Raw genomic sequence first — 13610 nt, 5'->3', positions numbered from 1 at the left:
GTCTACTGTCCGGACGCGCTCCCCGGTTCCGTCTGGCCGCGGTCGAAGTACGCCGCCAGGTCCGCGTCCAGGGCCGGCACGTCGTACGGCATGCCGCCGTCCCGCAGCGACATCGTCGCCATGTACCCGGCCGCCACGCTCATCCTGGCCGCCACCGGCGAGGTGTCGGTCGCCCCGCCTTCCCTGACGAACCTGAGGAACTCCGTGACGATCTCCATGTCCGCGCCCCCGTGCGAGCCCGTCGCCGCCGGCACCTTGTACGCGATGTCGCAGTCGTCCCGGTACCCGGTGGGCCCGGTGTTCCACACCTTGACCGTGTCCCCGGGCCCGTCGCCGAAGTTCTCCAGGCGGCCCTCGGTGCCGATCACCGTGTAGTTGCGCACGTAGTCGGGCGAGAAGTGGCACTGCTGGTAGGCCGCGATGACCCCGTTGTCCAGGCGCATGTTCATCACCGACACGTCCTCGACGTCCACGACGTGGTGCAGGTTCTTGCGTGCGGTGGGTGGCCACTCGTACTCCTGGAGCCAGCCGTCGGGCCGCGGGGTGCCGGGCGCGCGGCGCGGCAGGTCGCCGTGGAGCATGAGGTCGCCCAGGGCGTTCACCCTGGTCGTGTAGCCGCCGGCGAGCCAGTGGATCACGTCGAGGTCGTGCGCCGCCTTCTGCAGGAGCAGGCCGGTGGTGCGGGTGCGGTCGGCGTGCCAGTCCTTGAAGTAGTAGTCGCCCCCGTACGAGACGAAGTGGCGCACCCAGACCGTCTTCGGCTCGCCGATGACGCCCTTGGCGATGATGTCGCGCATCAGCCTGACCACGCCCATGTGCCGCATGTTGTGCCCGACGTACAGCCTGGTGCCGCTCTCGCGGGCGGCGCGCAGGATGTTGTCGCAGCCCTCCACCGTGATGGCCATCGGCTTCTCCAGGTAGACGGCCTTGCCGGCGCGCAGGCAGTCGATGGCCAGGCGCTCGTGCGTGTCGTCGGGCGTGTTCACCACGACGGCGTCGAGGTCGGGCCGGTCGAGCAGCTCGCGGTAGTCCTCGGTGAGGAGTTCCGCCTCGAACTTGCCCGCCTGCCTCTTGAGCACCGCCGGGTCGGAGTCGCACAGCGCGGCCACCACCGCGCCCTTGCCGGGCCGGTGCGCCGCCAGGGCGAGGCTGGTCCGCAGGCCGAGGCCGATGACTCCGATGCGCAGGTCTTCCACGGGGGTTCCTTCCGACAGCGCCGATTTATCCAAGAAGCCAGCTTAAATCATGCGATTCTACGCAAACATGATTGATATTCCCTCTTTTCCGGCAGATCCCTTCACGGCCCGGGCGTAAAGAGCTGCCGGTCGGCATGCTCGAGCGCCAGCCTGACCGCTCCCAGCGCGATGCACTCGCCGCCCAGGCCCGAGGCCACCACGACCGGCGGGTAGAGGCAGACCTCCGCGAACCTCTCCCTGATGGGCTCGATGAGCAGGTCACCGGCCCTGGCCAGGCTGCCGCCGATCACCACCATCTCCGGGTCCAGCGGGTTGACCACCGTGATCAGGCCCTCGCCGAGATGGCGGGCGAAGTCCCTGACGGCACGCACGGCCTGCTCGTCGCCCGCCCGGGCCCGCTGGATCGCGAACTCGGCGGCCTCGCGCTGCGAGCGCATCTCCCCGGGCTCGACCGAGATCGCGTAGTCGGTCATGTGCCGGTAGGCCCGCCAGTGGTCGCCGGGCTGCCGCCCGATCTCGCCCGAGGCGGCATGCGCGCCGCGATGCGGCCTGCCGCCGATGAGCAGCCCCAGCCCCAGCCTGCTGCCGGTGAAGAGGTAGACCACGTCCTGGCGGCCCCGCGCCTGCCCTCGCCAGTGCTCGGCCAGCACGGCCAGCCGCATGTCGTTGTCCACCAGCACCGGCGCGGGGAGCCGGCGGGACAGCTCGCCCCGCAGGTCGAGCCCCGTCCACCCGGCCAGCGCGACGCTCTTGACGACCCGGCCGGAGCCGTCCACCGTCCCGGTGGTGCCGACGCCCACGGCGGCCACGTCCGGCACCGTCAGCCCCGCCTCGGCCACCACCGCGCCGACCAGCTCCGCGATGGCGTCGAGCCGGTCGCCCGCGGGCGCCGAGGGGTGGCCGGGCACGCGGCGCGCGGCCACGACGGCGCCGTTGAGGTCGGTGACCATGGCCCGCAGCCCGGACGCGCCCACGCCGACCCCCACCACGTGCCCGGCCGCCGCGCGGAACCGGAAGCGCCTGGCCGGCCGGCCGCGCCGGCGGTCGCCCGGCTCCTCGCCGCACTCCTCCGCCCACCCCTCGGCGAGCAGGTCCTCCACGACGACCTCGGCGGTCGGCCTGGACACGCGGGCCGCCCTCGCCAGCTCCGACAGCGTGGCCACCTCGCTCTCGCGCAGGACGCGCAGGATCGCCGCCGAGTTGAGCCTGCGCAGGAGAGAGGCGTCACCGCCCTGCTGTCGCACCTGACCTCCAAACCGGTTATTTCAAGGAGTTTGTCTAATTCTGCCAGGTAAGGCGGTCGCGTGAAGCAGAGCTGTGGGGGCACTTAAGAACTCCTCGATGGACACGTCCCGTGCCTGGCGGGCACAGTGCACTAGGTTCGTAACGGCGAAAGTGGGGGGCCATGAAAGCGCTGGTCAAAGAGCGGGCCGAGGCCGGCCTGTGGCTGGTGGACGTGCCCGAGCCCGAGGTCGGTCCCGGCGAGGTGAAGATCCGGGTGCTGCGGACCGGCATCTGCGGCACAGACCTACATATTCGGAAATTTGACGATTGGGCGCGGCACACGCTGGAGCTCCCGCTCATCGTCGGGCACGAGTTCTCCGGTCACGTGGTCGAGGTGGCGCCGGGCGTCGAGGACATCGCCGTCGGCGACCTCGTCAGCGGCGAGGGGCACATCGTCTGCGGCAAGTGCCGCAACTGCATGGCCGGCCGCAGGCACCTGTGCGCCAACACGATCGGGCTCGGCGTCAACAGGGACGGCGCCTTCGCCGAGTACGTCACGCTGCCCGCCTCGAACGTCTGGGTGCACCGCGTGCCCGTCCACCCCGACGTGGCGGCCATCTTCGACCCGTTCGGCAACGCCGTGCACACCGCGCTGTCCTTCCCCCTGGTCGGCGAGGACGTGCTGATCACCGGCGCCGGCCCGATCGGCCTGATGGCGGCGGCCGTGGCCACGCACGTCGGCGCGCGCAACGTGATGATCACCGACGTCAGCGACGAGCGCCTCGACCTGGCCGGCAAGCTCGGCGTCTCCCTCGCTGTGAACGTCTCCCGCTCCTCGATCGCCGAGGGCATGCGCCAGCTCCACCTGCGCGAGGGCTTCGACGTCGGGCTGGAGATGTCCGGCAACCCGGTGGCCGTGCGCGACATGATCGCCAGCATGGCCCACGGCGGGAAGATCGCCATGCTGGGCCTGCCCGCCGAGGAGTTCGCCGTCGACTGGTCCACCATCGTCACCTCCATGATCACGATCAAGGGCGTGTACGGCCGGGAGATGTACGAGACCTGGTACAACATGTCCGTCCTGCTGGAGAAGGGCCTCGACCTCTCCCCCGTGATCACCGACCGGTTCTCGTACCGGGACTTCGACGCCGCCTTCGACACGGCGGCCAGCGGCCGGACCGGCAAGGTCATCCTGGATTGGAGTCTGTGATGTTCACGAACGTGCGCCAGCAACTGCGTACGACGCTCGACGAGATCACCGAGGCGGGCCTGCTCAAGCCCGAACGCGTGATCTCCACCCCGCAGAGCTCCCAGGTGAGCGTGGCCGGCCGCGAGGTGCTCAACTTCTGCGCCAACAACTACCTGGGCCTGGCCGACGAGCCCACCGTGGTCGAGGCCGCCAAGCAGGCGCTGGACCGGTGGGGGTTCGGCATGGCCTCCGTACGCTTCATCTGCGGCACCCAGGAGGTGCACAAGGAGCTCGAAGCCCGCCTGTCCGACTTCCTCGGCATGGAGGACACCGTCCTCTACAGCTCCTGCTTCGACGCCAACGGCGGCGTGTTCGAGACCCTGCTCGACGCCCAGGACGCGGTGATCTCCGACGCGCTCAACCACGCCAGCATCATCGACGGCATCCGCCTGTCCAAGGCCCAGCGCTTCCGGTACGCCAACCGCGACATGTCCGAGCTGGAGGCCCGCCTGAAGGAGGCGTCGCAGGCGCGGCGGCGGCTGATCGTCACCGACGGCGTGTTCTCCATGGACGGATACCTCGCGCCGTTGCGGGAGATCTGCGACCTGGCCGAGCAGTACGACGCCATGGTCATGGTCGACGACTCCCACGCCGTCGGCTTCGTCGGCCCGACCGGCCGCGGCACGCCCGAGCTGCACGGCGTCACCGACAGGATCGACATCATCACCGGCACGCTCGGCAAGGCCCTGGGCGGGGCCAGCGGCGGCTACGTCGCGGCCCGCAAGGAGATCTGCGAGCTGCTGCGGCAGCGCTCGCGCCCGTACCTGTTCTCCAACTCCCTCGCGCCCGTCATCGCCTCGGCGTCGCTGCGCATCCTCGACCTGCTGGAGACCTCGAACGACGCCCGCGAGCGGCTGCGCACCAACACCGCCCGCTTCCGCAGCGAGATGACCAGGAACGGGTTCGACATCCTGCCGGGCGACCACCCGATCGTGCCCGTCATGATCGGCGACGCCGCCGAGGCCGGCGCCATGGCCGAACGCCTGCTCGACCTGGGCATCTACGTGATCGGCTTCTCGTACCCCGTCGTGCCGCACGGGCAGGCCAGGATCCGTGTGCAGCTCTCGGCCGCCCACTCCGAGCAGGACGTGGACCGCGCCGTCCAGGCGTTCGTCCAGGCACGGGGCTGAGCCCTCGCCCGTCGTCGAGCTGAGTATCCTCGCTGCGTGATAGACACGCGGCGGTTGCGTACGCTGCGCGCGGTGGCCGACCACGGCACGGTCACCGCCGCGGCGGCCGCGCTGCACCTGACGCCTTCCGCCGTGTCCCAGCAGCTCGTGGCGCTGGAGCACGAGGTGGGGCACCGCCTGCTGACCCGTGACGGGCGCGGCGTGCACCTCACCGCCGTGGGCAGGATCATGCTGGGTCACGCGAACCAGGTCCTCGCCCAGCTCGAACGCGCCGAGGCCGAGGTGGCGGCGTACACGACGGGCGAGGCGGGCGAGGTCACCGTGGCCTGCTTCGCCACCGCGATCAGCGCCGTGCTCTCCCCCGCCATCGCCGCCCTGCGCGAGACGTCGCCCGGCGTGCGCGTGCGCGTGCAGGACGCCGAGGGCGACCACAGCCTGGCCATGCTGCTGGACGGCCAGGCGGACCTGGCCGTCACCGTGGAGTACCGCGGCGCTCCCGACGCCGCCGATCCCCGGCTGTCGCGCCGCCCGCTGTACGCCGAGCCGTTCGACCTGGTGCTCCCCCGCGACCATCCGCTGGCCGGCTCGGCCACGCTGGTGTCGCTGGCCTCCGAGACGTGGATCGGCCCCTACCCGGGCAACCCGGTGCACGACGTGATCACCTTCGCCTGCCAGCAGGCGGGTTTCACGCCGGGCCTGGTGCACTGCTCCGACGACTTCCGCGCCGTGGTCGCCCTGGTCGGGGCGGGGGCCGGGGTGGCGCTGGTGCCACGGCTGGCGCTGCGCGACATGGCGCTGTCCGGGGTGGTTGTACGGCAGACGCCGGGCCCCGAGCGCCGCGTCTTCGCCGCCGTACGCCGCGGCTCCGACGCCCATCCCCTCCTGCGCCCGCTCCTCGCGGCCCTCCGCGAGGTGGCCGGATCCCTCGGAACGGGCTGAAACACTCGGCCCATATCCGGACATCTCCTCAGGCGTGTTCGCCGATCGGGAGGACGGCGGCTTCCTCACCGAGCCCGGCGTGGCCACCCTGTCGGTGTCGGAGACGCCGATGCCGGAAGAGGAGATCGCCTTCCAGAACGAGAAGTCGCAGAGAGCGTACGGCTGCTCCATCTCCTGATCTTCAGGGGTAGCGTGCGGCACATGACACGGAACGGGCCGGGCGGCCTCCCCTACCGGAGGTTGCTCGGCCTGCCCGGGGTCGCGCCGCAGGCCGGGCTCGGGTTCCTGGCCCAGCTCACGCAGCAGGTGGCGCCCGTCGGGATCGTGCTCGTGGCGCAGGGCGCGAGCGGTTCGCTGGCCCTGGCCGGGGCGGCGACGGCGGCGTTCTCCGTCGGGGCCGGCATGGGCCGGCCGGTGCAGGGGCGGCTCATGGACCGCCACGGGGCCAGGATCGTGCTGGCGGGCACCGCCCTCCTGCACGTGGCGGCCCTGCTGGCGCTGCTCGCGAGCGCGCGGCCCGGCTCGCCGTGGTGGCCCATGGTGGTGCTGGCCTGGATCGCGGGCATCGGGCTGCCGCCGGTCTCCGTCAGCATGCGGGTCGAGTGGGGCCGCAGGGTCGCCGACGGGGGTCGCACTGCCGCCTACAGCCTGGTCTACCTGGTGCAGGAGCTGGCCATGCTCACCGGGCCGCTGGTGTTCGGGCTGCTGATCGCGGTGGCCTCGGCGTCGCTCGCGCTGGGCCTGGTCGCGGGGGCGGCCGGGGCCGGCACGCTGGCCTTCGCCCGGGCGCTCCAGGCGGGCGGGGACGGCCACCGGCGCGAGCGGGGGCGGGCCTTCGCCGACCGCCGGATGCTGGTGCTGATGGCCGTCGTGCTGCTGCACGGCGGCACCTTCGGGGCCCTGCAGGTGGGGCTGCCCGCGCTGGCCACCGCCCGCGACGTGCCCGCCGCCACGGGGGTGCTGGTGGCGGCGCTGTCGCTGGGCGGCATCACGGGGGCCGCCGCCTACGGGGCCCGCGCGTGGCGCGCCCCGGCCCGGGTTCGGCTGGTGGGGCTGATGCTGCTGCTCGGGCTCGCGCTGGCGCCGCTGGTGCTGATCGAGCCGCTGCCGGTGTTCTGCGTGGTGCTGTTCGCCGGCGGGCTGGTGCTCAACCCGGCGCTGACGACGTCGTCACTGCTGGTGGACGAGTACGCGCCCACCGCGCAGGCGGAGGCGTTCGGCTGGGTCTCGACCGGGCTCGGGGTGGGCGGCGCGGCGGGAGCGGCGGTGGCCGGGGTCGTCGGGGAGCGCTTCGGCCACGGCGCTCCCTTCCTGGCGGGCGCCGCGTTCGCGCTGGCGGGGGCGGTGCTGGCGACCCCGCTGCTCCGGCGCCGCTGATCAGGTGGAGGCGCGGGCCAGCTCCACGGCCTCGGTGAAGCGCGCGTACGTGTCCAGCTCCGCCTCCACCGGCTCCAGCACGAGCTTTCTGCCGACCCCGCCGATGGACTCGCGCAGCGCCCTGGCCGTACGGCGGGCCCTGCGCCTGCCGCCCGCCCAGGCCGCCAGCCTCGACAGCAGCGCGATCAGCACCCCCGCCAGCGCGCCGCCCACCAGCAGCACCGTCGGCCACGGCACCACCCCGGCGGTCGGCAGCGGCGGCTGAGGCAGGCGCAGGTAGTCCATCCCGAACAGCACGCCCAGCCACAGGGCACCGGCCAGCATGGCCGCGAACACCAGCCACTGCAGCACGTTCACGGCCCGCCACCACCGGGGCCGCCTCGTGCCGACGGCGGACGTCGTGGCCACCGCCCGGTCCACCGCGTCCGCCAGCTCCTGAGCGCGTGACCTGGCCGCCTGCCGCACCGCCACCGCCCACGCCGCGGGCAGCCCGGCCGCCGCCACCTCGCCGACGTCCCTGACCGCCGTCTCGACCTGCGCCCGCTGCACGGCCGACGCCGCCGGCACGGACGTACGGCCGACGATCTCCCCGCCCGGCTGCCCGCCGCCCGATCGGCCCCTGGGCGCCATGCCGCCGAGCCGCAGCCTGCGCAGGGGATCGGGGCGGAACTTCCTGATCCACCTGGTGACCGGCCATCCGGTGGCGACGACGGCCCGGTGCCGGTGCCCCTTCGCCACGGCCTCCACGACCACGGGCACCCCGGCCGCCGCGCACAGCGTACCGGTGAGCGCCCGCTCCGCCCCGGCCACGCGCTTGGCGACGCCGCCGCTCCTCGCCTGCGCCTCGCCGGACGCCCCCGCCCCGGCGGGCTCCTCCCGCCCGAGCGCCAGCGCCCCGCCCTCCGCCCCCGCGCCGGCCGGGGGAAGGCCTGGCATGTCGCCGTCGCCCTCCACAGCCTGTGGAGGGCCGGCGGCGGCGAGGCTGCCGGCGGCGGTGGTGATGTCGGCGGCCACCCGGGCCGACCAGGACCTGCGTTCCGAGACCCGCTCCCCGAGCAGCGCCCGGAGCTCGTCCATGCCCCGCCCCGTACGGGCCGAGACGGCGAGCACCGGGATCCCCGGCAGCCCGTCGTCGTCCAGGAGGCGGCGCAGGTCGCGCAGGCAGCGCTCCACCGCGTCGGCCGGCAGCCGGTCCACCTGGTTGAGCACCACGACCATCACGTCCCGGTGCCCGGCCAGCGGGCGCAGGTATCGCTCGTGGAGCGCGGCGTCGGCGTACTTCTGCGGGTCCACCACCCACACCAGCAGATCGACCTGCTCCACCAGCCGGTCCACCTCCAGGCGGTGGGACAGCCGGATGGAGTCGTGGTCGGGCAGGTCCAGCAGGACGAGCCCGGACAGGCCCGGGTCGGCGGCGGAGTGGCGGCGCGGGATGTCCAGCCAGTCCAGCAGCGGCCCCGCGCCCTCGCCGTCCCACAGCGCCGCCTGGGCGGTCGAGGTCGTGGGCCTGGTGACGCCCACGTCCGCCAGGTTCTCACCCGCCAGCGCGTTGTAGAGCGAGGACTTGCCGCTGCCCGTGGCACCGGCCAGGGCGGCCACCGTGTGGTCGATGGAGAGCTCGCGGCGTACCCCGGCGCGTTCCGCCACGGCACGCGCGCCCGACACCGCCCGCTCGGACAGCCGCCCCTCGCCCAGCGTGGCCGCCTCCAGCAGGGCGGCCAGCCGGGAGTCGAGCGACGGCCCTTCCTTGCGCCGCAGCAGCTTCACGGCCTCTCCTCCGGCGTGTCCCCGGCCTCCGGTACGTCCTTCACCCGCGCCTCGTCCGCAGCCCCCAGTACGGGCAGCTCCGCCGTCACCGCCGCGGGCAGCTCGGCGCGGTGGTCGCGGATGCGTCCGGCTGCCGCGCGCAGTGCCTCCGCCGTGCCCCGGGGCGGCTCCACCGGCTCCAGCCGGGCGGTGAACCTGGCCGCCTCCTCGTCCAGCAGCCCGCGCACCCGTTCCCGCAGGTCCTCCCTGGCCCGCGCGGTCAGCGACCGCACCGCCTGGTCGCCGAACACGGCCTCCAGCAGCTTCTGCGACAGCACGCTCGTCCCGCCCGCGATCCCCACCTCGATCCCCGTCAGCCCGCCCGTGGAGGCGAACACGGCCAGCATGAGCAGCAGCCCGGCACCGTTCACCCCGAACGAGGCCACCCTGGCGGTGGTGCGCCGCTCGGCTCCCTCCTCGCGAACCAGGTCGAGGACGTACTCCTGCCATCCCCGCACCGCCGACTCGGCCCGCTTGGCGAGGTCGGCCGAGGCGCGGCCGAGCCGGGCGGACTCGACGGCCCCGAGCCGTTCGAGGAGACCTGGGCCGCCGGGCGCGGCCGACCAGCCCTCCAGGGCCCGCTCGGCGGCCCCGTCGGCGGCGCCCCTGATCAGCGCCTCGACGCCGCTCTCCAGCGCGTCCCTGAGCTGGACCTCCGGCATCCGTCCCGTGAAGAAGCCGACGACGCGGTCGCGCAGCCATCCGACGCGGCTCTCCAGGGTGCGCATGAGGTCGCCGGTGCCGATGAAGTCCTGCCAGCGGGCCAGCACCTCGCCGCGCAGCAGCGAGCCGTCCCGCATGCCCTCGTCGAAGTCGGCCATCCCGCCCGCGTACGCGCCCGCCACGATGGAGCGCAGCCCGTCGAAGGCGGCCTGCTGGCGTTCGACGGCGGCGGCCAGCGAGGGCACCCGGGTGGCCAGGCTGTCGAGCGCTCCGGACAGCGTCTGGCGGACGACCCGCGAGCGTTCCGCGGCGTCGGCGGCCAGGCCCGTGAGCCAGGAGGAGATGTCCTCGACGAAGGCGGCGGGCAGCCTGGCCTTCTCGTCGGGCAGCGCCGCCTCGGGCACGGTGAACAGCCGGCTGCCTTCGAGGCCGTTCTCGGCGAGCAGGCGGGCGAGGTCGCGGGAGACGGGCTCGACGGCCTCCGGGGGCACCCGGTCGAGCACGACGGCCAGTGCGGTGCTGCGTTCGCGGGCGGAGCGCAGGAAGCTCCACGGCACCTCGTCGGCGTACCTGGCGGCGGTGGTGACGAACAGCCACAGGTCGGCGGCAGCGAGGAGCTGGGAGGCCAGCTCGCGGTTGGCGGTCACCACGGAGTCGATGTCGGGCGCGTCGAGCAGCGCCAGCCCCGCTCCCAGCGCGGGCGAGGTCACCACGCGCAGCGCACCCGGGCCTTCGCCGGTGGCGCGGGACAGGCCGGGCAGCACGTTCTGGCCCATGAACCAGGAGCGGTCGGCGGGGCTGACCACGAGCGTGGGCACCAGCGTGGTGGGGCGCAGCACGCCCGGCTCGGCCACGTCCGTGCCGACCAGCGAGTTGACCAGCGTGGACTTGCCGGCACCCGTCGAGCCGCCGACGACGGCGAGCAGCGGGGCGTCCAGGGCGCGCAGGCGGGGCAGCAGGTAGTCGTCGAGCTGGCCGGTCAGCTCGCGCAGCGCGCGCCGGTCGGCGTCCGCCTCGCCGACCGCCAGCGGGAACAGCTCCCTGTCCAGCGGTCGCCGCAGCGACTCCAGCGCGTGCAGCAGGTCCATAGGACCACGCTAACCCCGTTCTCGGCCGGTCCAGGGGACTGACCCGCATTCCGCCTCACCCGCCGCACCTCCGTGCGGGCCCTGCCAGGCTGGGGCGTGGTGGTCAGCCGGAGGCAGGTGGCTCGCGCAGGACGTAGCCGACGCTGCGCAGCGTGTGGATGAGCCGGGGCTCGACGTCGTCCACCTTCCGCCGCAGGTACGACACGTACGACTCGACCACGCCGGCGTCCCCGCCGAAGTCGTAGTTCCACACGTGGTCGAGGATCTGCGCCTTCGACAGCACCCTCCCGGCGTTGACCATGAAGTAGTGCAGCAGCTTGAACTCGGTGGGCGACAACCGCACCTGACGGCCCCCGCGCGACACCTCGCGCGCCTCCTCGTCCAGCTCCAGATCGGCCACCTTCAGCTTGCTCGCGGGCGCGGCCTCCCCCCGCGTGCGCCGCAGCACCGCCCGGATCCTGGCCTGCACCTCCTCCAGGCTGAACGGCTTGGTCACGTAGTCGTCCCCCACCCGCAACCCCGCGATCTTGTCCTCGGTGGCGTCGCGAGCGGTCAGGAACAGCACGGGCGCGTCGATCCGCCTGGCCACCTCGAACCCGTCGAGGTCGGGCAGCATCACGTCGAGCACCACCAGGTCGGGCGAGGTCCGGACGGCCACCTCCACGGCCTCCTCACCGTCGGCGGCCGTCAGCACCTCGAACCCGGAGAAGCGCAGGCTGGCGGCGAGCAGATCCCTGATGCTGGGTTCGTCGTCCACCACCATGATCAGCGCCTCGGGTTTCGTCACCTACTTAGAGTGACAAAGCGACCTGAGGGTTAGCTGAAGGCTCACTCCAAGGCGAGTGGGAGTTCGACGCGGAAGGTGGAGCCCCCTTCGGGGGAGCTGTCCACGGTGACGGTGCCGTCGTGGGCGCGGACGAGCGCCTGCACGATGGCCAGGCCGAGCCCGCTGCCGCGGTCCTCGGCGGAGCGGCGGCGGGACCTGGCGGAGTCGGCCCGGTAGAAGCGCTCGAAGACGCGCTCGACCTGCTCGGGCGTGAGGCCGGGGCCGTGGTCGACGACCTCGACGAAGAGCTTGCCGCCGCTCGCCCCGGCCCGGACGATGATCGGGGAGCCGGGCTCGGTGTGCACGATGGCGTTGGTGACGAGGTTCGTGACGACCTGGCGCAGGCGTACCTCGTCGCCGGAGACGATCAGGGCCGCGCCGCCGACCACGTCCAGCTTGATCAGCCGGTCGGGGGCGAGGATGCGGGCGTCGTGCACGGCGTCCGCGGCCAGCGCCAGCATGTCCACCGGGCGCATCTTCAGCGGGCGCTGCTGGTCCACCCTGGCCAGCAGGAGCAGGTCGTCCACCAGCACGCTCATCCGGCCCGCCGCCTTCTCCACGCGCTGCATCAGCTCGACGGGGTCGGCGCCGGGGTTCTGCCTGGCGTACTCGGCGAAGCCGCGGATGGAGGTGAGCGGGGTGCGCAGCTCGTGGGAGGCGTCGCCGACGAACTGCCGCATGCGGTCCTCGGAGCGGCGGGCCGCCGCCTCGGACGCGGACCTGGCGGCGAACGCGGCCTCGATCTGGGCCAGCATCCCGTTCAGCGACCTGGCCAGGCCGCCCACCTCGGTACGCGGGTCGCCGTCCGGCACCCGGCGCCCCAGCTCGCCCCCGGCGATGGCCTCGGCCGTACGCTCGATCTCGCGCAGCGGCCGCATGCTGTGCCGGACGATCGTGACCCCGGCCACGGCCAGGATGAGCAGGATGCCGCCGCCGCCCAGCAGCTCGATGAGCACGAGCCGGGTGGTGATCGCGTCCACCTCCTCCAGGCTCACGGCGACCACGAGCGTGCGCCGCTGGGCCACGACGCTGCCCAGCACCCGCCATTCGCCGTCGCCGCTGATGGCGGGCGCCGTGTAGGGCTCGGGATCGGGCGAGCGCGGCAGCACGGGCATCGGCTTCTTGTCCACGTCGCGGTCGGTCAGCATCGGCACGTACGGGCCGCCGGGCTCCTTGACCAGGGCGATCGCGTCGGACTCGATGAGGATCGGGTGCTCGGCGGTCTCCCTGTCCTTCCTCCAGTCGCTCCTGACCTTCTTGTCCATGCGCGCGCTGAGCAGGTGGAGCTGGCTGTCCACGCGGTCGAGCAGGTAACCGTGCAGCACCGAGACGCTAACCACGCCGATGAAGAACATGCCGAAGCCCAGCAGCGCCAGCATCGACGCGATCAGCTTGATCCTCAGCGGCAAGCCGCGCATCAGGGGCTCGGCGGCAGGCGCAGGACGTACCCGACGCCGCGCAGGGTGTGGATGAGCCGCGGGCTCCGGTTGTCGATCTTCCGGCGGAGCACGGACACGTACGACTCGACGATGCCCACCTCGCCCCGGAAGTCGTAGTCCCACACGTGGTCGAGGATCTGCGGCTTGGACAGGACCCGCCCGGCGTTCGTCATGAAGTAGCGCAGCAGCTTGAACTCGGTGGGTGACAGCGCGACCGCGTTGCCTCCGCGCCACACCTCGTGGCTCTCCTCGTCCAGCTCGATGTCGGCGAACGTCAGCCGCGGCGGCGCCGCCTGCGTCTCCCCCGCGGTACGGCGCAGCACGGCGTGGATCCTGGCGACCACCTCCTCCAGGCTGAACGGCTTGGTGACGTAGTCGTCGCCGCCGAGCGTGAGCCCGCGGATCTTGTCCTCGGTCTCGTCACGGGCGGTGAGGAACACCACCGGCGTGTGCAGCCCGCCGCCGCGCAAGCGCTTGACGATCTCGAAACCGTCCAGGTCGGGCAGCATGACGTCGAGCACGACGAGGTCGGGGCGGTGCCGTTGCACGGCGGCCACGGCGTCGAGACCGCTCTTCGCCGTGGTCACGTCGAAACCCGCGAACCTCAGGCTCGCGGCGAGGAGTTCGAGGATGTTCGGATCGTCCTCGACTATCAGCAGGCGTGATTCCATCA

Annotated in this window: 12 protein-coding genes; 5 read left to right on the top strand and 7 right to left on the bottom strand. The window is 73.0% G+C overall.

From position 1 onward, the window contains the following. Positions 1-2 precede the first annotated feature (2 nt). Together ACBJ32_RS46375 and ACBJ32_RS46370 are read right to left on the bottom strand one after the other, a co-directional pair. Positions 3-1196, bottom strand: a complete 1194-nt coding sequence (locus ACBJ32_RS46375) for a Gfo/Idh/MocA family protein (RefSeq protein ID WP_375132290.1) — start codon at positions 1194-1196, stop codon at positions 3-5. 101 nt (positions 1197-1297) lie between these two features. Continuing rightward, on the bottom strand, positions 1298-2440 hold the full coding sequence (locus ACBJ32_RS46370) for an ROK family protein (RefSeq protein WP_375132289.1): 1143 nt from the start codon (positions 2438-2440) through the stop codon (positions 1298-1300). Positions 2441-2601: 161 nt separating this feature from the next. Between ACBJ32_RS46370 and tdh the strand changes: the two genes are divergently transcribed. From tdh to ACBJ32_RS46345, 5 genes are read left to right on the top strand one after another with little or no spacing between them, the layout of a single operon-like run. Next, the gene (gene tdh / locus ACBJ32_RS46365) at positions 2602-3630 is read left to right on the top strand and encodes an L-threonine 3-dehydrogenase (protein ID WP_375132288.1); all 1029 of its coding nucleotides are present in this window, start codon (positions 2602-2604) and stop codon (positions 3628-3630) included. Further along, positions 3630-4799 carry a glycine C-acetyltransferase gene (locus ACBJ32_RS46360; protein ID WP_375132287.1) on the top strand — a complete coding sequence of 390 codons (1170 nt, stop codon included), beginning with the start codon at positions 3630-3632 and terminating at the stop codon, positions 4797-4799. Before tdh ends, ACBJ32_RS46360 begins: the two co-directional genes overlap by 1 nt. Positions 4800-4835: 36 nt before the next feature. Further along, positions 4836-5738 (top strand): LysR family transcriptional regulator, encoded by a 903-nt coding sequence (locus ACBJ32_RS46355; protein WP_375132286.1) that lies wholly within the window; start codon positions 4836-4838, stop codon positions 5736-5738. A gap of 34 nt (positions 5739-5772) precedes the next feature. Then, positions 5773-5916, top strand: coding sequence for a hypothetical protein (locus ACBJ32_RS46350; RefSeq protein ID WP_375132285.1), 144 nt, complete (start codon positions 5773-5775; stop codon positions 5914-5916). 23 nt (positions 5917-5939) lie between these two features. Further along, on the top strand, positions 5940-7115 hold the full coding sequence (locus tag ACBJ32_RS46345) for an MFS transporter (protein ID WP_375132284.1): 1176 nt from the start codon (positions 5940-5942) through the stop codon (positions 7113-7115). Here the strand turns inward: ACBJ32_RS46345 and ACBJ32_RS46340 are convergent, their stop codons facing one another. The 5 genes from ACBJ32_RS46340 to ACBJ32_RS46320 all read right to left on the bottom strand — a co-directional run bounded on the left by ACBJ32_RS46340 (position 7116) and on the right by ACBJ32_RS46320 (position 13608). Further along, positions 7116-8882, bottom strand: coding sequence for a YfjP family GTPase (locus ACBJ32_RS46340; protein WP_375132283.1), 1767 nt, complete (start codon positions 8880-8882; stop codon positions 7116-7118). Next, positions 8879-10672 (bottom strand): ABC transporter, encoded by a 1794-nt coding sequence (locus ACBJ32_RS46335; RefSeq protein ID WP_375132282.1) that lies wholly within the window; start codon positions 10670-10672, stop codon positions 8879-8881. The genes ACBJ32_RS46340 and ACBJ32_RS46335 overlap by 4 nt, the downstream gene beginning before the upstream one ends. Before the next feature lie 103 nt (positions 10673-10775). Beyond that, entirely contained in the window at positions 10776-11435 is a 660-nt protein-coding gene (locus ACBJ32_RS46330; RefSeq protein WP_357893634.1) for a response regulator transcription factor, read from the bottom strand. A gap of 65 nt (positions 11436-11500) precedes the next feature. Next, a complete protein-coding gene (locus ACBJ32_RS46325) occupies positions 11501-12916 on the bottom strand; it encodes a sensor histidine kinase (RefSeq protein ID WP_375132281.1) in 1416 nt (471 codons plus the stop codon). Further along, positions 12916-13608 (bottom strand): response regulator transcription factor, encoded by a 693-nt coding sequence (locus ACBJ32_RS46320; protein WP_357893580.1) that lies wholly within the window; start codon positions 13606-13608, stop codon positions 12916-12918. The genes ACBJ32_RS46325 and ACBJ32_RS46320 overlap by 1 nt, the downstream gene beginning before the upstream one ends. Between the last annotated feature and the right edge of the window lie 2 nt (positions 13609-13610).

This window comes from Nonomuraea sp. GTA35 (genome assembly GCF_041950525.1).
GTDB lineage: Bacteria > Actinomycetota > Actinomycetes > Streptosporangiales > Streptosporangiaceae > Nonomuraea.
Note: the sequence above shows the minus strand (reverse complement) of the source record. Positions and strands in the feature narration are given on the sequence as shown.

Excerpts from the sequence above, each read along its gene's own strand:
- ACBJ32_RS46320 (WP_357893580.1), bottom strand. The coding sequence starts at position 13,608 with ATGGAATCACGCCTGCTGATAGTCGAGGACGATCCGAACATCCTCGAA.
- ACBJ32_RS46325 (WP_375132281.1), bottom strand. The coding sequence starts at position 12,916 with ATGCGCGGCTTGCCGCTGAGGATCAAGCTGATCGCGTCGATGCTGGCG.
- ACBJ32_RS46360 (WP_375132287.1), top strand. The coding sequence starts at position 3,630 with ATGTTCACGAACGTGCGCCAGCAACTGCGTACGACGCTCGACGAGATC.
- ACBJ32_RS46335 (WP_375132282.1), bottom strand. The coding sequence starts at position 10,672 with ATGGACCTGCTGCACGCGCTGGAGTCGCTGCGGCGACCGCTGGACAGG.
- ACBJ32_RS46330 (WP_357893634.1), bottom strand. The coding sequence starts at position 11,435 with ATGGTGGTGGACGACGAACCCAGCATCAGGGATCTGCTCGCCGCCAGC.
- ACBJ32_RS46345 (WP_375132284.1), top strand. The coding sequence starts at position 5,940 with ATGACACGGAACGGGCCGGGCGGCCTCCCCTACCGGAGGTTGCTCGGC.
- tdh (WP_375132288.1), top strand. The coding sequence starts at position 2,602 with ATGAAAGCGCTGGTCAAAGAGCGGGCCGAGGCCGGCCTGTGGCTGGTG.